Source organism: Exiguobacterium sp. s48, assembly GCF_018617395.1.
Lineage (GTDB): Bacteria > Bacillota > Bacilli > Exiguobacteriales > Exiguobacteriaceae > Exiguobacterium.
In genome coordinates this window covers 16,230-38,109 of sequence record NZ_JACSKC010000003.1, presented here as the reverse complement: position 1 = coordinate 38,109, position 21,880 = coordinate 16,230, and the positions used below count along the sequence as shown (strand labels likewise).

Annotated in this window: 18 protein-coding genes; 4 read left to right on the top strand and 14 right to left on the bottom strand. The window is 48.8% G+C overall.

Features of this window, described 5'->3' with window-relative positions; genetic code table 11:
• Nucleotides 1-77: 77 nt before the first annotated feature.
• On the bottom strand, nucleotides 78-1,427 hold the full coding sequence (locus KNO66_RS12225) for an MATE family efflux transporter (protein ID WP_214742737.1): 1,350 nt from the start codon (nucleotides 1,425-1,427) through the stop codon (nucleotides 78-80).
• Between the two features lie 39 nt (nucleotides 1,428-1,466).
• Between KNO66_RS12225 and KNO66_RS12220 the strand changes: the two genes are divergently transcribed.
• Nucleotides 1,467-2,240 carry a CHAD domain-containing protein gene (locus tag KNO66_RS12220; protein ID WP_214742736.1) on the top strand — a complete coding sequence of 258 codons (774 nt, stop codon included), beginning with the start codon at nucleotides 1,467-1,469 and terminating at the stop codon, nucleotides 2,238-2,240.
• Here KNO66_RS12220 and glsA read toward each other — a convergent pair.
• Entirely contained in the window at nucleotides 2,237-3,178 is a 942-nt protein-coding gene (glsA, locus tag KNO66_RS12215; protein ID WP_214742735.1) for a glutaminase A, read from the bottom strand. The genes KNO66_RS12220 and glsA overlap by 4 nt on opposite strands.
• Nucleotides 3,179-3,226: 48 nt before the next feature.
• A complete protein-coding gene (locus tag KNO66_RS12210) occupies nucleotides 3,227-3,391 on the bottom strand; it encodes a hypothetical protein (protein ID WP_214742734.1) in 165 nt (54 codons plus the stop codon).
• A 45-nt stretch (nucleotides 3,392-3,436) separates the two neighbouring features.
• Between KNO66_RS12210 and hemG the strand changes: the two genes are divergently transcribed.
• The 3 genes from hemG (at nucleotide 3,437) to KNO66_RS12195 (ending at nucleotide 6,324) form a co-directional block, all read left to right on the top strand.
• Nucleotides 3,437-4,870 (top strand): protoporphyrinogen oxidase, encoded by a 1,434-nt coding sequence (gene hemG / locus KNO66_RS12205; RefSeq protein WP_353048570.1) that lies wholly within the window; start codon nucleotides 3,437-3,439, stop codon nucleotides 4,868-4,870.
• Nucleotides 4,867-5,949 (top strand): TIGR04053 family radical SAM/SPASM domain-containing protein, encoded by a 1,083-nt coding sequence (locus KNO66_RS12200; RefSeq protein ID WP_214742733.1) that lies wholly within the window; start codon nucleotides 4,867-4,869, stop codon nucleotides 5,947-5,949. The genes hemG and KNO66_RS12200 overlap by 4 nt, the downstream gene beginning before the upstream one ends.
• 72 nt (nucleotides 5,950-6,021) lie before the next feature.
• Nucleotides 6,022-6,324 carry a hypothetical protein gene (locus tag KNO66_RS12195; RefSeq protein ID WP_214742732.1) on the top strand — a complete coding sequence of 101 codons (303 nt, stop codon included), beginning with the start codon at nucleotides 6,022-6,024 and terminating at the stop codon, nucleotides 6,322-6,324.
• A gap of 29 nt (nucleotides 6,325-6,353) precedes the next feature.
• On the opposite strand, the gene clpB is transcribed toward KNO66_RS12195, so the two are convergent.
• From clpB to KNO66_RS12140, 11 genes are all read right to left on the bottom strand, one after another.
• Nucleotides 6,354-8,945 (bottom strand): ATP-dependent chaperone ClpB, encoded by a 2,592-nt coding sequence (clpB, locus tag KNO66_RS12190; protein WP_214742731.1) that lies wholly within the window; start codon nucleotides 8,943-8,945, stop codon nucleotides 6,354-6,356.
• 19 nt (nucleotides 8,946-8,964) lie between these two features.
• Nucleotides 8,965-9,834: a DnaJ C-terminal domain-containing protein gene (locus KNO66_RS12185; protein ID WP_214742730.1), complete on the bottom strand. Its 870-nt coding sequence runs from the start codon at nucleotides 9,832-9,834 to the stop codon at nucleotides 8,965-8,967.
• Between the two features lie 140 nt (nucleotides 9,835-9,974).
• Nucleotides 9,975-11,147, bottom strand: coding sequence for a CamS family sex pheromone protein (locus KNO66_RS12180; protein ID WP_214742729.1), 1,173 nt, complete (start codon nucleotides 11,145-11,147; stop codon nucleotides 9,975-9,977).
• Between the two features lie 130 nt (nucleotides 11,148-11,277).
• Entirely contained in the window at nucleotides 11,278-12,765 is a 1,488-nt protein-coding gene (locus KNO66_RS12175; protein ID WP_214742728.1) for an LPXTG cell wall anchor domain-containing protein, read from the bottom strand.
• A 243-nt stretch (nucleotides 12,766-13,008) separates the two neighbouring features.
• Nucleotides 13,009-15,003: an NAD-dependent DNA ligase LigA gene (gene ligA / locus KNO66_RS12170; RefSeq protein ID WP_214742727.1), complete on the bottom strand. Its 1,995-nt coding sequence runs from the start codon at nucleotides 15,001-15,003 to the stop codon at nucleotides 13,009-13,011.
• Between the two features lie 9 nt (nucleotides 15,004-15,012).
• Complete coding sequence (gene pcrA, locus KNO66_RS12165; RefSeq protein ID WP_214742726.1) at nucleotides 15,013-17,229, bottom strand: DNA helicase PcrA; 2,217 nt, start codon at nucleotides 17,227-17,229, stop codon at nucleotides 15,013-15,015.
• 38 nt (nucleotides 17,230-17,267) lie between these two features.
• Nucleotides 17,268-17,948: a heptaprenylglyceryl phosphate synthase gene (gene pcrB, locus KNO66_RS12160; protein ID WP_214742725.1), complete on the bottom strand. Its 681-nt coding sequence runs from the start codon at nucleotides 17,946-17,948 to the stop codon at nucleotides 17,268-17,270.
• A gap of 89 nt (nucleotides 17,949-18,037) precedes the next feature.
• Complete coding sequence (locus KNO66_RS12155) at nucleotides 18,038-18,271, bottom strand: hypothetical protein (protein WP_214742724.1); 234 nt, start codon at nucleotides 18,269-18,271, stop codon at nucleotides 18,038-18,040.
• Between the two features lie 12 nt (nucleotides 18,272-18,283).
• Nucleotides 18,284-19,666, bottom strand: coding sequence for a TrkH family potassium uptake protein (locus KNO66_RS12150; protein ID WP_214742723.1), 1,383 nt, complete (start codon nucleotides 19,664-19,666; stop codon nucleotides 18,284-18,286).
• Between the two features lie 35 nt (nucleotides 19,667-19,701).
• Nucleotides 19,702-20,007 carry a YerC/YecD family TrpR-related protein gene (locus KNO66_RS12145; RefSeq protein ID WP_214742722.1) on the bottom strand — a complete coding sequence of 102 codons (306 nt, stop codon included), beginning with the start codon at nucleotides 20,005-20,007 and terminating at the stop codon, nucleotides 19,702-19,704.
• Between the two features lie 67 nt (nucleotides 20,008-20,074).
• Nucleotides 20,075-21,817 (bottom strand): adenine deaminase C-terminal domain-containing protein, encoded by a 1,743-nt coding sequence (locus KNO66_RS12140; protein WP_214742721.1) that lies wholly within the window; start codon nucleotides 21,815-21,817, stop codon nucleotides 20,075-20,077.
• Nucleotides 21,818-21,880 lie beyond the last annotated feature (63 nt).

Here is a 21,880-nt window from a genome sequence, read left to right as displayed (position 1 = left end):
TCCGATATAAGTATAGTTGTATAGACCAATTTAAAATAAAGTAAAGATTGTTCACAATTGCGAACAATCTTTACTTCCTAAACCGTTTTATAGCGTCGAACAATCCAAACTAACCGGACAAATAACAACACTGCCCCGGCTGCGAGTCCCGCAATCAAGCCAATCCAATAGCCGTCTGGTCCGAAGCCCGCCTGTTCTGCTAACACATAACCGAGCGGCAATCCGATAATCCAATATGCGACGAGTGACAGAACGAGCGTAATATTGACGTCTTTGAAGCCTCGTAAAATCCCTTGAATCGGTGCAGCGACGGCATCCGACAACTGGAAGAACACAGCAAAAATCATAAAGTGCGCGGCGAGATCGACGACTGTCGGATCATTCGTATAGATGGCCGCGACCCGTTCGTTTTGCCAAAACAACAAAGCACCAGAGAATATCGAAACGCCAAGACAGAGCGAAATTCCGATCTTTGCATAGCGAACCGCATCCTGAAGTCGTTTCGCCCCAAGTTCATATCCAACCACGATCGTCAATGCACTCGAAGCCGAAAGCGGTAGCATGTAAACAAACGAAGCGAAGTTGATCGCCGCCTGGTGTGCTGCAACGATTTGATCCCCATAGGAGCTGAGCAGTAACGTCACTGCCGCAAAGATACTGACTTCTGCAAAAATGGCGAGTCCGATTGGTGTACCGAGCTGTAGCAGCTCTTTTTGTTTGAGCCAGACGATGCGTTCTGCCGTTCGTAAAAACTTGTATTCACGGAACGGCTTCCCGTTTCTGACGAAAAACAACGCCATGAAGAAGAGCAACCAGTAAGTGATACTTGAGGCAATTCCCGCCCCGACACCTCCATACGCCGGAATACCGAGTTTTCCAAAAATGAAGATGTAGTTTAATCCGACATTAATGGGTAACCCTAATAGTATAAGAATCATGGAGACTCTCGTTTTGCCGAGCGCATCCATGAGCGTGCGAAGCACATTGAACAAGAACATCGGTAAGACACCGAACCCAAGAGCAAGTAAGTATTGCGTTGCGATTCGTTTACCCTCTGTGCTAAGTCCCATGCCCTCGATTGCGAGTGGCACCAGAAATGATCCGAGCGTCAACGTAAGGATACTCAACAAGATCGCTAAATAGATTCCTTGAAACAATGTTCGTTGAATCTGATGGTGATCTCGTGCACCGAGTGCTTGTGAAACAATCGGTGCGACGGCAAGTAAAATCCCACTGAGGCCGGTATAAACCGGCATCCACAGACTAGAACCGACACCGACGCCGGCCAAGTCGACTGCGCCCGCACGCCCGGACATGACCGTGTCAAAAAAGCTAATCAAATAAAAAGACACTTGCGTGACTAGGATCGGAAAGAAAATCGTAAAGAACAGTTTGATTTTTTCGTTTAATGAATGTGTTTGGTACATGGACAACCCTCATCTCTTTTTCAGAAAGGAAACAATATCATGAATCAACGGCATGCAGAAAAACTTAAATTTGAGCTGTTAGAAACGTGGAGCACGTTCAATCACTATGTCACTGAAGCCCTCACCTTCAAAAACTCCGAGGACATTCACCATGCTCGCGTTCATTTACGTAAACTGATCACGTTCATGCAGGTGTATGAAACAAAACCTGCAACGTTCCGTCAACTCAAACAACTGATGGAAGCACTTGGTCGGGTGCGCGACTTGGATGTACTCATCGAGACTTTTGATTCTCAAACGGAACTCGATGAACGATTTCTTGAATCGATGGAACAACAGCGCGCCATCGAACGCACGATTCTCGCAACACGGGTCAGTGAAAAGATGACACCTTCGCTCGACCAGCAGATTCGTCGCTTCATCGCTGGCCCACTATTTCGTGCATTCAAAAAAATGAACGCCTCTCCGATGTTAGAAAAGGCGAGACGTGAACGCATGCAACGAGTTCGCGCGTATCACGAACCATCGAATAAAAATGAGAAGGTAGAGGCGCTTCATAAAGTCCGTTTAGACGTCAAACGGGAGCGCTATTTAAACGAGTATTTCTTGAACTATGAATCAGATGCCTCGATGGACACTGTACGTACGTTAAAAAAGATGCAAACCGAGCTTGGTGAGTTGAACGACCATGACCAACTTTTAAAACGCTGGCGAGCGTTCACCCCTCCTGCCGACTTACAATCTGCATATGATTCAAAAATCGAACGCTTGGAACATGAGTTGAAAACATCACTTCAAAAATTATCGATTTAACGAGACGTATAACGCTCGATCAAGAGCTCCAATAATTTCATTCCCGCAATCGAATTCCCTTTTGAGTCCAGTGATGGACCAAAAATGCCGAATCCGACATTATGCAAATCCAATTCGTGGTTCCCAACGGCCAAAATCGCACCCGAAACACCGCTTTTACCCGGTAATCCGACTCGGACCGCGAATTCCCCTGATGCGTCGTACATGCCACATGTCGTCATAATCGCTTTGACGATCCGAACGACTCGGCGTGGAATCAATTCCTCACCCGTATCGGGGTCTTCCCCATTCCCAGAAAAGACACGTCCGATTCGCGCCAAATCAAAACAATCGATTTCAATGGCACATTGCTTCGTATATACGTCGATAATGTCATCGACCTCTCCCTCAACAATCCCATGATGTCGCATAAAGTATAGAAGCGCGCGATTCAAGTCGGTCGTCTCATATTCTGAGCGGGCGACTTTTTCATCGTACGTGATTTCCTCAACCGGTCGATTGAGAAGTGTCGCCAAAAACTGACGGAACTGATAGATTTTAAGTTCTGCTGTTTCTCCTAAAATCATGCTCGTCACCGCTAACGCTCCGGCATTGATCATCGGATTCAGCGGTTTTGACGGGACCGTTTCCTCAAGCTTGGCAATGGAGTTGAAGGCATCACCCGTCGGTTCCATCCCTACTTTTGAAAAGACATAGTCCTCCCCGAATTCCATCAGAACATAACAGAGCGTAAGCGCCTTCGATACACTTTGAATCGTAAATTTGTGATGAACGTCCCCCGCATGAATGTACGTACCGTCCGGCAAACAAATCGCCACACCGAGCAAATCGTTTTTCACATGTGCGAGTTCTGGAATATAGTCCGCCACTTTCCCTTGAGCCGTGTACGGACGACACTCATCAATTAGGTGGTTCAACTGTTGTTCGAGTACATTCATTCGATCACCTCATATTCCATCAAATTTCAACCGGGTCATCTTATCATATTATCCGTCTGGCGGTCCATCATCTTTATACCAGTTCTCATCCGCCCAAATCATGGGTGGGGACTCCTCATCTCCCGTCAACTTTTCCCCATGTCGATTCATCGCCAAAATGAACCCGATTACACTTAGCACGACAAGCGCTGCAACGACGATGAAAGTAATCATTTCTCCGTCCCCTTTCTCATTCGTGACAAATTTGTCTAGAACTCCGTGACACTTATCCTATGTCTCCGTCAAGATTCTCGGTACCGTTACTATGACAATATTTTAGAGAAATGGGTGAATCGATTGAATCGTATCGCAATTATCGGAGGTGGCATCACCGGACTCGCTGCTGCCTATTACGCCAAACAAGCCGGGGCTCATGTCACCTTGTTCGAGTCGCAAGATCGTCTCGGTGGGAAAATCAAAACGTTCTATCGTGATGGCTTTACGCTAGAGACCGGACCTGACGGCTATATGGCTCGTAAACCAACGTTGACATCTCTCATCACAGAACTCGGACTAGAAGATCATTTGGTTCGTTCCAAAACAGGAACATCTTATATCTATGTCCGTGAACGGTTGAGACAAATGCCAGCTGGATCGGTCATGGGCATTCCAACTAAATTTTGGCCGATGGTCAAGACAGATCTTTTCACGTGGAAAGGAAAGCTTCGCGCGGGATTCGATCTTGTGATTCCACGCGTCTATACAGGAGAGGATATCTCGCTTGATCGTTTCTTTCGGACGCGACTCGGTTCAGAGGTCGTCGATACAATGATTGAACCGCTTTTGTCCGGGATTTACAACGGGACACTCGACGATATGAGCATCGAGTCTACTTTCCCTCAGTTTATCACGATTGAACAAAAAACTCGCAGTCTGATTCTCGGGATGAAGGCACTCACTCCTCCCGTTCAGGCTGGTGTGAAGCCTTCGGATACAGGTAAATTTTTATCCATCGACCAAGGACTCGGTGTGCTCGTCGAGGCACTTCGCCCTTCCATTGACCGACTCGAGTTACGAACGGTCGTGCAATCTGTCCGCCCACATGAGGTGACGTTGGCAAACGGGACGAGTGAATCGTTTGATGGAATCATCATGGCTACCTCTCCCCACGCTCTCGGTCCGCTACTCGGATTCCCGGAAGCTGAACGTTTATCCAATTTAAAAAGGACGTCTTCGATGACCGTACTCGCCGCCTTCGACGAAGCAGATGTTGATGCATTAGATGGAACCGGCTACGTCATCGCCAAATCGGAAGAAAATGCCTTGACCGCTTGCAGTTGGATGCATAAGAAATGGCCACATATGGCTCCTAAAGGAAAAGCATTGATTCGCATGTATGTCGGTTCCGAGTATGTCCCGTCTCTCCTGCATGAAGAAGACCATGTGGTCGCAACCTTTGCCCTAAGTGAACTTCGACGTATCCAAAACGTTGGAACTCCCCTCTTCACGAAAGTCGAACGGCACGTTCAAACGATGCCACAATACGAGGTCGGGCATCAGCAGGACGTACGTGCTTTTGAAGAAGCACTTTTGTCATGGGATGGGGTAGAAGCATGTGGCGCCATTCTCCATGGAGTCGGATTGCCGGACTGTGTCGATTCGGCGAAACGGGCAGTTGAACGCTTGCAACTCAAACAGGCGGTGACGGTATGAAACACATCGACTATCAAAAAAATCCCTTCATCGTCATTTGGGAAGTGACGCGTGCCTGTGCACTCTCTTGTGTTCATTGCCGAGCCGAGGCACAGTTTCACCGATATGAAAACGAGCTCGACACGGAAGAAGGAAAGGCACTCATCCGCGAGATTCAGGCGATGGATAACCCGATTCTCGTCTTTACAGGTGGTGATCCGCTCATGCGTGAAGATCTATTCGAGTTGACCGAATATGCCGCTTCGCTCGGAATGCGCGTTTCCATGACGCCTTCTGCCACCCCTCGTGTCACGCACGATGCCGTGAAACGTGCGAAAGCTGCCGGTTTGTCACGTTGGGCATTCTCTATCGATGGTCCGGATGCACAGACACACGATTACTTTAGAGGAACACGTGGCAGTTTCGACCGTACCGTCCGAGGAATCTCTTACTTCCGGGAAGAAGGCATGTCTTTTCAAATCAACACGACGGTGACCGAGTATAACGTCGATCGCTTGCCCGAGATGGCAACACTCGTTGAATCACTCGGTGTGTCGGTATGGACACTCTTTTTCCTCGTGCCGACCGGGCGAGGATCGCTGTTACAACCAATCTCTCCCGAACGACATGAAGAAGTGTTGAAATGGGCATTTGCATTACAAGAGACGGTACCGTTCATCATTTCGACAACGGAGGCCCAGTTCTATCGTCGGGTCGCGCGTCAAGAAAATCAGCGACGGAAACGAGCAGGACTTCCTCCAATTGGACATCCGCACGATGATTTGGCGAAGGCGCCTCGTGGGACGAATGACGGGAACGGGTTCGTCTTCATCTCCCATACAGGGGACGTCCAACCTTCTGGATTTTTACCCATCACCTGTGGGAACGTTCGAACAACACCTCTCGCGGACATTTATCGTCACCATCCGACGTTCAAGGCATTACGTGACCCAGATACACATCATGGTAAATGTGGGTATTGCGAATATCGTTATCTTTGTGGAGGATCTCGAGCTAGGGCATATGCGGTCACAGGCGACTTCAAGGAATCAGAACCGTACTGCATCTATCAACCAAAACGACCTCTCATTTCACAATAAAGATTCCCATTCATTTCCTCTCCATGTAAGATTGGATTATATAAATCTGATGGTGAGAAGGGAGTCATGTGGGTGCAGTCATTACCGATCGATGGATTATTTTATAGTGGGCTAGGTGCGATTTTCATCGTTACGGCTTTATTGGGATTTTGGATCAAGCGATGGACAAAACAAGTCATGATGGGGTTTTACACGCTACTCGCAACGAGTTTTGGCCTATTTTTTTGGCTACTGCTCTGGTTTCAGGAAGCGACACGCACTACATTCATGGGGACCATCCCATGGGTACTCAACTCCATTTTTGGAACGGTACTCTATCTCATCTTTATCGGCGTCAGTTTTCTGCTTTTGAGACGAAAACATCAACGTACATAAAAGAGGAATCCAATTGGATTCCTCTTTCCTTATGCATTGACCGTCGATGGACGTAACGTCAATTCCCCGTTCTCGACATCGATGACGACCGTTTGACCATCTTCGACATCTCCAGCTAGAATGCTTCGAGCAAGTTTCGTCTCGATTGTCCGTTGCACGTAACGGTTGATTGGACGGGCGCCGAATTGAGGTTCGTACGCCTCGTCGGCGACGAACGTTTTGGCTGCGTCTGTGATCTCGATATGAATCGAGCGCGTCGTGAGCCGATCACTCATTCGTCCAACTGCTTTCTCGACGATTTGACCGATTTGATCTTTCGTGAGCGGATGGAACAGAATCGTTTCATCGACCCGGTTCAAGAATTCTGGACGGAAGTGGCGACGAAGTTTGTCGAGTACTTGACGTTCCTCCTCTTCATCAATCACACCATCCCTTGCTGCTTCGAGCAAGATGTCTGCCCCGATGTTCGATGTCATGATGACAATCGTATTTTTAAAGTCGACGATGCGGCCGTGCGAATCGGTCAATCGACCATCATCGAGCAGTTGCAACAAGATGTTGAAGACGTCCGGATGTGCCTTCTCGACCTCATCGAGTAAGAGAACCGAGTACGGGTTACGGCGAACCGCCTCCGTCAACTGTCCACCTTCCTCATAACCGATATAGCCAGGAGGTGCACCCACAAGTCGTGATACGGCATGTTTCTCCATATACTCGCTCATATCCAGTCGAACGATATGATCTTCTGAGTCAAACATCGCTTCCGCGAGCGCCTTCCCGAGCTCCGTCTTCCCGACCCCCGTCGGTCCGAGGAAAAGGAAAGAACCGATTGGACGGTTCGGGTCTTTGATACCGGCACGGGCCCGAATGACCGCATCGCTGACGAGACGAATCGCATCATCTTGCCCGAAGACACGCTTATGCAAGACCGATTCGAGATTGAGGAGTTTATCTCGCTCTCCTTCGGTCAACTTCGTCACCGGGATGCCGGTCCATTTCGAAACGACCTCGGCGATTTCTTCCTCCGTCACTTCTTCACGCACGAGTTCACGTGTCACCGAACTCGCCAACTGTTCCGCTTCTTCGAGTTCTCGCTCGAGTTCAGGGATTCGTCCGTATTTTAGTTCGGAAGCCCGGTTCAGGTCATAACGACTTTCTGCTTCTTGTAACTCGAGGCGTACCTTTTCGAGGTCTCCACGGATTTGCTGAACGCGGTGCGTCGACTCTTTCTCATTTTCCCAGCGAAGACGTAACGAGTCAGACTGTTCACGGAGCGATGCCAATTCTTGTTGGAGTGCTTCGAGACGTTTCATAGAAGCTGCATCGCTCTCTTTCTTAAGCGCCGCTTCTTCGATTTCAAGCTGCATGACCCGACGAACCAATTCGTCTAGCTCCGCCGGCATCGATTCCATCTCTGTCCGAATCATCGCACACGACTCATCGACAAGGTCGATTGCTTTATCTGGCATGAATCGGTCTGTGATGTATCGGTTTGAGAGCATCGCTGCCGCCACGAGCGCGTTGTCATGGATGCGTACCCCGTGGTGAATCTCGAAGCGTTCTTTTAAACCACGCAAGATAGAAACCGTATCTTCGACATCTGGCTCAGCGACGAGCACTTGTTGGAAACGTCGCTCGAGCGCCGGGTCCTTCTCGATATATTGACGATACTCGTCGAGTGTCGTCGCACCGATACAATGCAGTTCGCCTCGAGCGAGCATCGGTTTCAACATGTTACCGGCATCCATCGACCCTTCTGACTTCCCTGCGCCGACAATTGTATGCAATTCATCGATGAAGAGAATGATGGTCCCTTCGGCTTCTTTCACTTCAGATAAGACGGCCTGAAGACGTTCCTCAAACTCCCCGCGATATTTCGCACCGGCGACAAGTGAACTCATATCGAGACTGAAAATCGTTTTGTCTTTCAAACTTTCCGGTACGTCGCCACGAACGATTCGCTGAGCGAGTCCCTCGACGATTGCCGTCTTCCCGACCCCTGGTTCCCCGATCAAGACCGGGTTGTTTTTCGTCTTCCGGCTTAAAATCCGAATGACGCGACGAATTTCACTATCACGTCCGATGACCGGGTCGATTTTTCCTGTCTTCACTTCTTGAATGAGGTCTCGTCCGTATTTCGTCAAGACGTCATACGTCGCTTCCGGTGATTTGGATGTAATCCGACGATTGCCTCGTACGGCGACGAGCGCTTCACGGAGACGTTCTTCAGTGATCCCTTTACGCTCGAGCATCCCCTGAGCCTGACTGCTGTTCAATAGAATGCCTAGTAAAATGTGTTCGACAGATACGTACTCGTCATTCATACCGGTCGCTTCACGTTCGGCTGTCGTCAAGACACTTAAAAGAGAAGATGAAATCATCGGCGTTGTCGGGTTTTGAAGTTTTGGTGCATTCTTCAGAGAAAGCGCGACTTCGCCTTCAATCTCCGATACGTTGATCTCCATTTTTTGAAACAGCAACGGTGCAATCCCGTCTGTTTGTGAAATCATCGATGCCAATACATGCCACTCATTGATTTCGCTATGATGATACTGTTTCGCTAACGCTTGTGAACTGACAATGCATTCATGTGCTTTATCTGTGAAACGATTAAAGTCCATCACGATTCCTCCTTATCCGTTAACGTTCAATTTGCTCATAAATAGGACGATACGTCTCATCAAGTGGCAGGTCGACCTCAAGTTGGACGAACAAGTCCGACCGTACTTTTGAACCGGTCATGACACCGCGGCCGGGGATCCGCATCCGTTGTCCCGGACGGCTACCCGGTTTCACTTTCAACTTCACACGCCCCCCGTCAAGCGTGGCGATGATCACGCTCGCTCCATCTAAAAACTCGAGCGGTCGCAATCGCTTCACGGTCACGATATGTTCTCCTTCACGACGATACGTATCGTCATCGGCAAAGTGAAGTTCGACATACACATCGCCTCGGTTTCCCGATTGCCCGACGCGGCTACCTTTTCCTTTCAAACGTAGCTTCTGACCTTCATAGGCACCTTGTGGAATTTTGACATTCACGGTACCGGTTTGAAGGCGCAGACTCACTTTCGATTCCTTCGTCAATTGACTGAGCGGAATATTGACGCGGACGGTCTCATCCAAGTCTTCCTCGACCGCTTGGTCAAAGAAACTACCGAACATGTCTTCAAACCCGAACGTACGCGAAGTCGTACGCGACCCGCCGCCAAATTGCCGGAATAAATCTTCAAACTGTGATGACCCTTCCCCATACGCTTCCCCACCGCCACCGAATCCTTGTCCGAACGATGGTCCATCCGGGCTACCGTACCGGTCATAATTCGCCTTTTTCTCCGGGTCACTCAGCACGTCAAATGCTTCTTGGACTGACTTGAATCGATCTTGTGCACCAGGGTCTTTATTGACGTCCGGATGGTATTGTTTCGCCAATTTTCGGTATGCGCGTTTAATCTCTTGCTCGGTCGCTTCCTTCGAGACACCGAGCTCGTCATAATAGTTTTTAGCCATAAAAGTTCACCTCACCTATCCCTTTCCCGTTTCTGTTAACTCTATTCTACTCAATTGGTCAAATAAGGTCAAAGATTATCCTTTCTCTTTTCATACGAAAAAAAGAAGAGATTCGTTTCAAAAAACGAACCCCTTCTCTCTTAGAAGTACACTTTTGGACTATCCATCCCGTCCTCAAATACAATTGTCACTTCAGGATCACCGCCGAGTGACGTGACGTTGATCCGGACCGGGACATTCCGGCTGTATTCCCAACGGTTTTCAAGCAAACCGACAACGTGTTGTGTGAATCCGACGAGTTCGGCACGACTATAAAATTGAATCGGAATATCAATTTCTAATCGCGATAAATCCCCATTTTGATAGAATCCTTTCCCAATCATTCCGCTATAGTCTGGGAAGAGATCGGCAATCCGGTCGCTGAAAAGCGTGAATTTCTGAGCGTCCTCACGCACGTCGTTTGTCGCTGCAGTCGATGGGAAGTAGTAATATTTCTCATCAATCGCCTGCCAGTCACCTGAGTTGACCTCGTTTCCCGTTCCGATAAATGCAGATTTGATATAGTTCCCCGGAGTCGGTGAACCTTGTGTCGACTTCATGTAGAGCGCGACATTGATGTCCAGCTCTTTAAAATCTTCACGCTTGCGTAGCTGGGAGACGAGTTCATTCGCCATACGTTCTCCTTCTGCGATCACTTTCTTTTGATCGAGTTTGACGGTATACGTCGGTCCATAGTTTGGCGCTTGAAAGACGTACTCACGATTCAAAATGAGAGCGAATGATACGCCACCCAATTGGTATCCCTTATCCTCTTTCGTCATGTAGTTCTGTTCGACGATAGAAGCCAAATAAAGCGGTGACTTCTTATTCGCATCGACAAATTTGTCGTCCTCAACTTCTGCCTTCCCATTCGCATAAGCCGGGTTCAAAGGCGTCAACCCTTCTTTACTCTTATCTTTTCGCGCAAGTAATCGGGACACATCTTCTGCATTCAAAAGCTGTCCTTCCTGATAGGCGAATTTGTCCGGGTCAAACGCATCCGTCGAATGGCGCATGAGTCCAAGCTCGACTTCTTCAAGTTCTAGTGACGAACTGACCTGACGTTGAGCAAGTCCTCTTGCCGCAGCCGGTTTAAAAGGGATGACCATTTGATAATATGAGTCACGTGCTTCAATCGCTTGTGTGACGCCTTCCGCTGCAGTTTCTTCCCCAGTTGGTGTCGCTTCTTCTTCACCCATCGGTATTTTCATTGAACACCCACTTAACAATAGCGCCGAAGCGATTGTCGGGATGACGAGTTGTTTCCATTTCATCTATGTCTGACTCCTTTGAACGTCGTTTCCTATTTCACTTTGTCCATTATAACAAAATCGTTGCACGAAAAAAGTATCGAAGCGGAATCAGAACAAATCCCTCCTCGCATGAGCGAGAAGGGATGTCGATTTATGGTTTGGTTGACGGATGTTTGCGACGAATCAACAAGAGAAGTCCCGATGCAAAAAGGATTGTACCGACCATCGCCTGCCAAGTATCATCCGTTTCACCGGTCATCGGAAGCAACTCTTGAGCATACACATCTGTTTCGTCGAGGAGTTCGACTGGAGTCGAGCCGTTCTCTTTGACGACTACTTGCACGACTGGTTTGTTTGTTTTCATGTCTTGTGACGGTTTTTCCGTCTTTTGTTTCGGTACTTCTTCTTTAACCGGCACGGGTTTTTTCACGACGACCGGTACATCAACCATCCGTGTAATATTTACGCTTTCGTTCACATGAAAGCGAAATGCGGCATGTTGGATCAATTGTGCCCCTGCTCTTACGTCATAGGATGGGAGGAGGGGGAGTTCGAACGAAAATGTGACTTCTTCTTCAGGTCCGAGCCCATCTAGGAATGCAGGAATCGCTTCGACTTGCTTCACAAATCGTTCATTCGCCATTTGTTGTTCCTCTTTCGTCAAGGCGCCGCTCGGCCATGTAAGCATGACGTCAGACAAGTATAATGTGATGTCCGATGTATTTCGGACGGTGTACATGTAGTGAACGGGTTCTCCCGGTTCTACGTTCGTCTTCTCACTCGTTGCATTCACTGTGAAGTCAGGTTGCTGCAAGAGAACGATTTGTTGACTTTCTGCCGTAATGACCCGGTCGAATTCATCGACTCCCGTCACCTGAAAGACACTTCCAATCTCAGGATGGGCATCGAACGAGTAATCGATCGGAATCGTCAAGACTTCTGTCACTTCCACTCGTTCACCAGGAAGTAAACCATCCTCGCCAATCGATTCGGTGAATTGATGGATGACACGTTGGTTGAATGCTTCAATCGATAGATGAGACACATCCCCACTGATAAACGTATGGGACAGATTTGTCACCTTCAGTGGCGCATCACCCGTATTCTCGATCATAAATGTATAGGAAATGTCACCCCCGACTACGGCCCGGTCGACTCCAGCGATATTCATGGCTACAATGGCCAGTTTCGGTAGCATCGGTTCAGCCATCGGTTCCTCGGCGACTGGTTCCGGTTCTGCTTCAACCGGTGGTGTCACTTCTTCTACTGGTTCTGGTTCCGTCGTAACAGGAGGTTCAACCACTTCAACGGGATATGCTTCCGTGATGGTGTTCGGTATAAACGTATACGGCACACCTTCCGCATCATAGAGCGTGACGATGTCAATCAATGTGTCGTCTACCGACTCCGCATCAATCATGAAACGCCAAACGTCTGCTGATTCACGGACTCCATAATACGTGATGTCTTCGTAGACAAGACTTGCTTCATATAGTGTTTCTATTTCCTGATCCGTTAGATTCAGTTGGATATAACGAAATGTTGTCGTGTCAGCATGAACGATATGGATGGTGAAAAGAGGTGACAAAAATATGAGGGTGATGAATACGGCAACGAAGCGCTGGATGTTATGTGTCATGATGTTGGTCCCTCCTCTAAGGTGAAAACAGGCGCTCAAATCGATGTCGTGTCGATGTCGAACTTTCACCACGTAGAGGAATGAGAGGGATGTGTGTGTGAAAGTCCTGATGTCTAAGGGTTCTCTCGCAAAAATATATTAACATTTTGATTTAGTTAATCTATACCCCTCGAACGCTTGTGCGAACCTGCTCAATCCCATTTATTTCCGAAAAAGCAAAAAACGTTCGCCGAAGCGAACGTCTTACGCTTGTTCATGTAAAAAGTCGAGCAGTTTTGCCTCATCCCATACTTCAATGCCAAGAGATTCGGCCTTCGCCAGCTTCGAGCCCGCCTTTTCACCGGCCACGAGCAAGTCTGTGTTCTTACTGACACTTCCCGTCACACTCGCTCCGAGGAGTTCAAGCTGTTTCCCGGCTTCTCCACGTGTCATCTCGTGTAACTTTCCGGTCAATACGACCGTCTTTCCAGAAAGCGGTGCCCCGTCAGTCACAGGACGTTTTGCTCCTTTAAAGGATAAGTTCACACCTGACTCAGCCAATTCTCTGATGAGTTCACGCGCTTCCGGTTTTTCGAAGTAAACGACAATCGATTCCGCCATCTTCGTCCCGATGCCATCGATGGATGTCAATTCTTCGACCGTCGCATCGATGATCGCATCCATCGTCTCAAACCGTTCTGCAATTAAAGAAGCGGCTTTTTGACCGACGAGTCGAATTCCGAGGGCAAACAGTACACGTTCGAGCGAATTTTGTTTCGACTGTTCGATTGCAGAAAGGAGATTCGTCACCGATGTCTCTCCCATGCGCTCGAGTGCAAGCAAATCGTCACGGTTCAAGCGATACAGGTCGGCCACGTTGTGCACGAGTCCTGCTTCGTGAAGCTGCGTGATCACTTTTTCGCCGAGCCCATCGATATTCATCGCTTGTCTCGATACGAAATGAATGAGTCCTTCGAGCAGTTGTGCCGGACACTCCGGATTGACACAGCGATGATCTGCCTCGTCCTCGAGTCGAACCAGTTCAGATCCGCACGCCGGACAATGCGTCGGAAATTCAATTACCCGCTCTTCGCCGTTTCGTTCACTCGCAAGTGCCGATACGACGGCAGGAATGACGTCTCCAGCTTTTTTGATGACGACCCGATCACCGATATGAAGATCTTTTTCCTTTATAAAATCTTCATTGTGAAGTGTCGCATACGTCACCGTCGATCCTGCTACAGACACTGGGGCAAAGCGGGCCCGCGGTGTGACTTTCCCCGTCCGTCCAACACTGAAGTCGACGTCCTCAATCGTCGTCACGACTTCTTCTGCCGGGAACTTATACGCGACGGCCCAGCGTGGACTTTTCGCAGTGAACCCCAGTTGTTCCTGCTCTTCATATCCTGCGACTTTGATGACGATCCCATCGATTTCATATGGGAGTTCACTTCGTTTCGTCACATACGTTTCGATATAATCCCACAGCTCATCTGCCGTCTGGCACGTCGTATAGTCCCCGCTCACCGCGACACCAAGTCGTTTCAAGTAGGTTAGTGATTCGTCATGTGACGCGACGAGATCGTCTTGCGATACTAAACCGTATGCGAAAAACGCCAAGTTTCTTGACGCCGCAATTTTCGAGTCGAGTTGTCGAAGTGATCCGGCCGCCGCGTTTCTCGGATTCGCAAACAATGGCTCGCCGACACGTTCCCGTTCATCATTCAACTGCTCGAACGAACGTTTCGGCATATACGCCTCACCTCGCACTTCAAACGTGACGTCCTCGTTCAATCGAAGTGGGATGGAACGAATCGTCTTCAAGTTTTGCGTGATGTCCTCACCTGTCGTCCCGTCTCCGCGCGTCGCGCCACGGATTAGACGGCCATTCTCATATTTTAACGAGACAGCGAGACCATCAAATTTGAGTTCCGCTACGAATGTCGGTGTGTACCCGAGGTCTTTCTCGATTCGCTCTACCCACTCCACGAGTTCCTCTTTCGAGAAGACGTTGCCGAGCGAGAGCATCGGTGTGTCATGTGTCACTTTGACGAATGCGTCGAGTGGTGCTCCTCCGACGCGTTGCGTCGGAGAATCCGGTGTTCGAAGTTCTGGGTAATCAGTTTCGATTTGAATCAACTCATTCATCAAACGGTCGTATTCGGAGTCCGGTACGCTCGGACGGTCGAGCACGTAATACTCGTAACCGTATTGATTTAACGTTTTACGTAGCTCTTCTACGCGTTCTGCCATCTCCATATTGTCACCTCACGCTTTTTCGATAGGGGCAAATTTAGCCAACAGGCGCTTGATTCCGACTTCAGGGAATGCGATGTCGACTTCGAGTTGATCGCCTTCTCCACGTGTCTGTACGACCGTCCCTTGTCCCCATTTCTTATGATTCGCTTTGTCACCGACATTCCATCCGACCGTTTCGGCGCCGGACGATTGGGCAAGCTTTGGTTTTGGTTTCGAACTAAAGCCATTCACCGGCAACTTCCCTGGTGACTCGACCGGGTTCCATGGCATCGGTTTTCTCGCCTTGCCAGAACGTTCCAACAACGTTTCCGGCAATTCATGAAGGAATCTGGATTCCGGGTTGTTTTGGAAACGACCATACAACATCCGTGACTGAGCACGTGTCAAATAGAGACGTTTCTCAGCACGCGTGATTCCAACATAGGCGAGGCGACGTTCTTCTTCCATCTCTTCCTCGTCGTTCAAGGCACGACTATGTGGGAAGAGTCCTTCTTCCATTCCGATTAAGAAGACGACCGGGAATTCAAGTCCTTTGGCCGAATGGAGCGTCATCAACGTGACTTGATGCGACTCATCGACTTCATCGAGTGAATCGAGGTCAGAGACGAGCGTCAAATCCGTGAGGAAGGCGACGAGCGTCTGTTCGTCACTTTCTTTCTCGAAGTTTTGGGCGACCGACAGGAACTCTTGTAAGTTTTCGAGTCGGCTTTCTGCTTCAAGCGTCTTCTCGATTTTGAGCATCTCTTCATAACCCGTCTTCTTCAATACTTCCTCAACGAGTTCTGAAATGGAGAGATAGTCCGCCATCTGACGTAAATCCATCATCATCTGACGGAAGTCCGCAAGTTTCGTCGCCGTACGTGGGGCAATGCCTGAGAGTTCGATGTCACGAATCGCATCCATGAGCGAGACACCTTGCATGTCCGCAAAGTCCCCTAGTTTATCAATCGTCGCGGCACCGATGCCGCGTTTCGGTTCATTGACGACACGAACGAACGAGATGTCCTCATCCGGGTTGGCAATCAAACGCAAATACGCCAAGACGTCCTTGATTTCTTTTCTCTCATAGAACTTCGTCCCGCCGACCATCTTGTATGGGATGTTCGACTTGAGGAGCATTTCCTCGAGACCACGCGACTGGGCGTTCGTCCGGTAAAGGACCGCCATCTGACCGTAGTCCATCCCTTCCATCTTCAGCTCTTTCATCTGGTTCATGATGAAGAACGCTTCATCGCGATCGTCTGATGCGACGTGGAGCAACAATTTCTCCCCTTCGTCGTTTTCAGTCCAAAGATTTTTATCTTTGCGCGAAGCATTGTTTTGGATGACACCGTTCGCCGCCTCCAAAATCCGTTTCGTCGAACGATAGTTTTGTTCGAGCAAGATGACGTGGGCGCTCGGATAATCTTTCTCGAACGTCAGAATGTTAGCGATGTCTGCACCGCGCCACCGATAGATGGATTGATCCGAATCCCCGACGACACACAAGTTCTCGTGCGCCTGCGCGAGAAGTTTGACGAGCGTGTATTGGGCACGGTTCGTATCCTGATACTCATCAACATGGATGTATTTGAATTTCTTCTGATAGAACGCCAACACGTCCGGTGCTTCTTGGAACAAGTGAATCGTCTTCATGATCAAGTCGTCAAAGTCGAGCACGTTGTTTTGTTTCAGCTTTTTCTCATACGCTGTGTAGACGTCCGAGATGATGCGCTCGTAAGGATTATTCCCGACGAGTGCAGCTGCATCCTTCGCTGTACGTAGTTCATTTTTATGATTCGAAATCATCCCGAGAAGGGTACGCGGTTCGTACTTCTTCGGGTCGAGGTTCAATTCTTTCAATACTTGTTTGATTGCCGTCAATTGGTCCGATGCATCTAAAATGGAAAAGCTGCGGTCATACCGGATACGGTCGATATCTCGGCGTAAAATCCGGACGCACATCGAGTGGAACGTAGAAATCCAAATATCTTCAGCGACTCCACCGACAAGGCGCGCAATTCGGTCTTTCATCTCTCGCGCCGCCTTATTCGTGAACGTAATCGCCAAAATGTTCCATGGTGCCACTTGCTTCGCCGCCATCAAGTAGGCGACACGATGGGTCAAGACACGTGTTTTTCCAGACCCCGCTCCCGCCATAATCAAAAGAGGACCATCGGTATGTTTAACCGCTTCTGCCTGTTCCGGGTTCATGCCTTTGACTAATTCTTCGCTAAGATTATACATAATTGATTCCTTCCTTATTCCAAACGTTTGTTCTTATTTTATCGGAGTACCTGCACAGTCGCAAGTGCTCCGTCTAAGTCTTCATAAATGATATTACCGACAACGATTGTGTCGACATGCTCACTCATCAATCGAGCTGTCTCCTCCCCATCAATCCCGCCACCATAAAAGAGATGGGCATCGGGCAACGCCAGACGAATCTCTTTGACGACATCTACTTGTCCAAACCGTCCACTATATTCGATATAAAGGGATGGGAGACGAAACAGATGATGTCCGGCTTCCGCATAGGCCACCACCTCTTCTATAGATAGATCACATTTTGCTTCTGTCACTTGCGCGACTTTCGCATCCGGATTTAAAACGAGATACCCTTGAGCCGTCACAAGACGAGAATCAAAGAAATGGCCGTACCGTTCAAACGCACGCACGTGATGTCCGATGATCCATTCCGTTGTCCCTGCATTCAACACAGTCGGTACGAAGTAATGATCGAATCCGTGGATAACCTGACTTGGATGGCTAATCTCGAGCGCGACCGGTATTCCTGCATCTCGGACTCTCGCATAAAGCGCAAACGTGTTTTCCGCATCCACTCCATCCGTTCCTCCAATCAAGAAGGCATCCGTTCCCGAATGAATGAGGGCAGAAAGCGCCTCATCTGTGAGCGATTTATTTGGATCTAGTTTAAATACATGGCGCCACGTTTGAAATTCCAACTCGTCCCCTCCTATCGAATCCTTCTCTAGTGTATCGATTTTTTTCTTTGCGTGCATCTCCCCAACAAAAAAAGACTTGCCGAAGCAAGTCACGAACGTGCCGTACGATTCCGTTCCCGATCTGTGAGCCATTTCGCTACAAGCAAGGCGAATAGGCCGTATACTGGTACGAACCAAAGCGGATTTGCCAAAAAGAATCCGAGTACGGGGATATCCAGTAACGGAGAATCCGGTGAACAGAGTGCTGTTCCGTTGACGACAGCGATGAATGGCAGGACTGGAACGATAAAGACATATCCAAAGTTGATCCAAAATGCTTTCATGTGACAATCTCCTTATCCTAAGATGATTGATTCTTTCGGATAGTTATACATCCGCTTCGGCTGTCTCCGTTGCAAGATGAGAATGAAGGCGATGACCCCGATTCGTCCAATGAACATGAGAATCGTCAGTACCCATTTCCCGACGTTACTAAATTCGGAAGAAAGTCCGACCGATAATCCTGTCGTCCCGAACGCAGAACATGCCTCGAATAAGATCCGCGTCAATGAGGCATCTTCAAAGTAAGCCATGACCATGACGCCAGATAAAAGAACAGCGAGTGAAACGGTGATGATTACGAACGCTTTCCAAATATCTTCAAGAACAATCTCTCGACCAAAAATTTTAATCGACGAGTCTCCACGGATGAACGCGACGACACCGAGTACGGCTACAGCAAACGTCGTCGTTCGAATCCCCCCACCGACAGATGATGGCGAGGCCCCGATGAACATGAGAATCGATAAGAGCAACATGCTCGCTTCGGAGAACAAATTGACATCGACCGTCGACAGACCGCCGTTTCGTGTCGTGACGGACTGGAATAATGAATCTGATAACGCCAACCAGAGCGGTAAGCCTTCGAACGCATTATTGTATTCAAAGATGAACAATCCGACCGTACCAACAGCGATTAAAATAAAGAATGTCGAAACCGTCAGTTTTGTAAATAACGAGAAACGACTTGGGAACGTGTGACGTTTTCGTGTGATTCGACTCACCAAGTATGTCCGAATCTCAACAAGTACCGGGAAACCGATGGCACCACCAGTCATGAGCGCGATTTGCGTGAAAATGACGAAGGGGTCCTCTCGGAACGGCGCGAGCGAACTACCTGTAATATCAAATCCGGCGTTCGTCGTCGCACTGACCGACCCGAATAATCCTTGTAAGAAAGCCTCTCCGGCGGTATCAAAATAATTTAAGTAGTGGACACCGAGTAAGACGGCGCCGACCGCCTCGATCGCGATGACGGTGATAACGATTTCCGTGATATATTTGACAATCCCAGACATCGATGTCTGGTTTTGGTCACGTAAAATCAGTTGTCGCTCCCGGAACCCGATCCGCTTCCCAAGCAAAATCCACATGATGACGTGTAGACTGATCAATCCGACACCGCTCACTTGGACAATGAATAGGATGATGAATAAGCCGAACGTGGAAAATGTATCGGTGACCACGATTGGGGTCAGTCCCGTGACACTGACACAGCTCACCGCAAAAAAGACGAGATCGGTAAACGTGATGGTCACACCGGGTTTATGGGCGATTGGTAAGGCGAGGAGCAACACGGACAAAATCGCCGCCGCACTATAGATCAACACAAGTGTTTGAACCGGTGTTAAGTTTCGAAAGAACAGTTGTAAGTTCCGTTTCATGAATTTTTGTTGCATCTTGCCCCTCCCCTCCATCAAAAACAAGATGACTCTTACGAGTCACCTTTTGTTTGTTGTAGACGTTCAAGAGCAAGATCATATCCGCCTGTCCCATAGTTCAAGCACCGCTTCACACGTGAAATCGTTGCGGTTGAGGCGCCTGTCGCATCCTCAATTTTATGATACGTGTTTCCTTCACGTATTTGCCGCGCCACTTCAAGTCGCTGCGCAAGGGCCTGAACTTCATTGACAGTCGCTAAATCATCAAATAATTGATAACAGTCTTCGAGCGTCTCGAGCTTCAAAATAGCTTCAAACAATTGATCGAGCTCTCGACCTCGTAATTTATCGAGTTGCATCCGCAAGCATCCTCTCTACTCATACTTCTTTCTCATTCTAAAGCAGGGGCGCCCCGGACTCAACTATTCATCGCAAAATCGCAGGAAATAGTACCTGTTTCTTCATGACTTCATAAATTCCAAGAGGTGTCGCCCGAACATAAGGTAAATGGGTAGAGGCTAAAAAGAGTAACGTGTAGATCGGATCTTCGAATTGATAACCCCTCGCCACAAGTTCATCCCGTAGCTGTTTCTCTTGACCGATGAGCGTTTCAAGTGGCTCCGTCGATGTCATCCCACAGAGTGGCAATGGAATCTCGGCAATGATTTTTCCTTGATCGACGAGAACAATCCCGCCTCCAAGTTCGTTCATTCGCTCAAACGCCTGTAACATATCTTGTTTGCATTTTCCGAGAATCAAATAGTCCCCACTGATCGAGTACGAACTGACGAGTCCACCGAAATCTCGGGCGAACCCTTTTAGGACTGTGTTCAATCGCCACTTGCCTTCTTTATCAAGCAACATGAGAAACGATTCATCTCCATCCCGCGGTAGTTCATCTTGACCCGTGTCATGCGTAATTTTAAACAGCTTCATGATGACCGAGTTGACCATATCGAGTCCGACAGGCATGCTGAATGACAAGTCTTGTGGCGTCAGTTCGATGGAAACGTCTGTCGACGGCATCATGTCGAGCACCGCTTCCACTAATTCGTTCGGGAATAGCGATTCACCGTCCCGATAAATCCATTGTCCTTTCGCAATGACAGCTGTCGGACGCGGTTCCTCGATTGCGTCCAAAATGTTCAAATGCGCGATTCGGCCCGGCGCAATCGCACCTAAAATATGATCGAGGTCGAAGTGGCGTGCTACATTATGCGAAACGATCCGGTACGCCTCGATGGCCGGTAGCCCTGCTTCGATCAAAATCCGGACGAGGGCATCCTGCATGCCGTCCTCATAAAAGCCCGGTGTCGAGCCGTCCGTCGTCACCATAAGATGGTCGAACGCCGTCAATCCGTTCGCCAATAGGTCACGAATCATCCCTGGCAGGTCCGGTCGAATCGAGGAATGGCGTAGCGTCGTCGTATAACCTAGCTCTAGTCGATTGAACGCCTCTTCCGCCGTCATCGCCTCATGGTCGCTGTGTACTCCCATCAACGCCATTTTCGTCAATGTCTTAGGAGATGCCCCCGGAAAGTGCCCTTCGACTGGCAGCCCACACGTCTCGGCATCGAGCATCCACTGAAGCATCTCATCATCGCCCTTCAAGGCGCGTGGCCATGCCGTCAGTTCTCCTGCCATCACGACATCTGGATGGTTGAACCACTCGTGGACGCGTTCAGAGTCGACCGTAACACTCTCCCGATCTAGTTCGGTCTGCGTATCGAGTCGTGCCCACCAATACGTACTCGTTGGCAATTGTTGAATCGCTTCAAGTTGCGCAAACGCTTGCTCTTTCTCTTGTAAAAAAAGCAGCATGTTGTCATTGACGAGCGTCGTCGTTCCACGCTCCCCTGCATATTTCGACAACGTCGCCGGATTGTATAATTGGAATGGATGAGCGTGCGGCTCAATGTAACCTGGTACGATATATTTCCCTGTCATATCGACCGTTTCGACCGCTGATTCTGGTAGATCTGGACCGACATACACGATGCGATCTCCCTCAATCCAAATATTCGCCGTTCTCCATTGTTTCACGTAGACGTTCAAGTACGTCGCATTCTGTAAGACGAGCGAAGGTGGCCGTAATCGATCTACGACTTCAAGTTGTGAACGAATCATCACTTTAGACCACGGTGCCCGCGCCGTTCTTTTTGTTGGCATCGAACCCAATCCTCCCTTTTCCCTTTCAAAGTTATTAAAAAATAGTTTTGAAAGCGTTTTCTT

Bases quoted from the DNA above. Each gene is read 5' to 3' on its own strand.
- KNO66_RS12225 (WP_214742737.1), bottom strand. From the start codon at position 1,427: ATGTACCAAACACATTCATTAAACGAAAAAATCAAACTGTTCTTTACG.
- KNO66_RS12220 (WP_214742736.1), top strand. From the start codon at position 1,467: ATGAATCAACGGCATGCAGAAAAACTTAAATTTGAGCTGTTAGAAACG.
- glsA (WP_214742735.1), bottom strand. From the start codon at position 3,178: ATGAATGTACTCGAACAACAGTTGAACCACCTAATTGATGAGTGTCGT.
- KNO66_RS12210 (WP_214742734.1), bottom strand. From the start codon at position 3,391: ATGATTACTTTCATCGTCGTTGCAGCGCTTGTCGTGCTAAGTGTAATC.
- KNO66_RS12200 (WP_214742733.1), top strand. From the start codon at position 4,867: ATGAAACACATCGACTATCAAAAAAATCCCTTCATCGTCATTTGGGAA.
- clpB (WP_214742731.1), bottom strand. From the start codon at position 8,945: ATGGACTTTAATCGTTTCACAGATAAAGCACATGAATGCATTGTCAGT.
- KNO66_RS12185 (WP_214742730.1), bottom strand. From the start codon at position 9,834: ATGGCTAAAAACTATTATGACGAGCTCGGTGTCTCGAAGGAAGCGACC.
- KNO66_RS12180 (WP_214742729.1), bottom strand. From the start codon at position 11,147: ATGAAATGGAAACAACTCGTCATCCCGACAATCGCTTCGGCGCTATTG.
- KNO66_RS12175 (WP_214742728.1), bottom strand. From the start codon at position 12,765: ATGACACATAACATCCAGCGCTTCGTTGCCGTATTCATCACCCTCATA.
- ligA (WP_214742727.1), bottom strand. From the start codon at position 15,003: ATGGAGATGGCAGAACGCGTAGAAGAGCTACGTAAAACGTTAAATCAA.
- pcrA (WP_214742726.1), bottom strand. From the start codon at position 17,229: ATGTATAATCTTAGCGAAGAATTAGTCAAAGGCATGAACCCGGAACAG.
- KNO66_RS12155 (WP_214742724.1), bottom strand. From the start codon at position 18,271: ATGAAAGCATTTTGGATCAACTTTGGATATGTCTTTATCGTTCCAGTC.
- KNO66_RS12150 (WP_214742723.1), bottom strand. From the start codon at position 19,666: ATGCAACAAAAATTCATGAAACGGAACTTACAACTGTTCTTTCGAAAC.
- KNO66_RS12145 (WP_214742722.1), bottom strand. From the start codon at position 20,007: ATGCAACTCGATAAATTACGAGGTCGAGAGCTCGATCAATTGTTTGAA.
- KNO66_RS12140 (WP_214742721.1), bottom strand. From the start codon at position 21,817: ATGCCAACAAAAAGAACGGCGCGGGCACCGTGGTCTAAAGTGATGATT.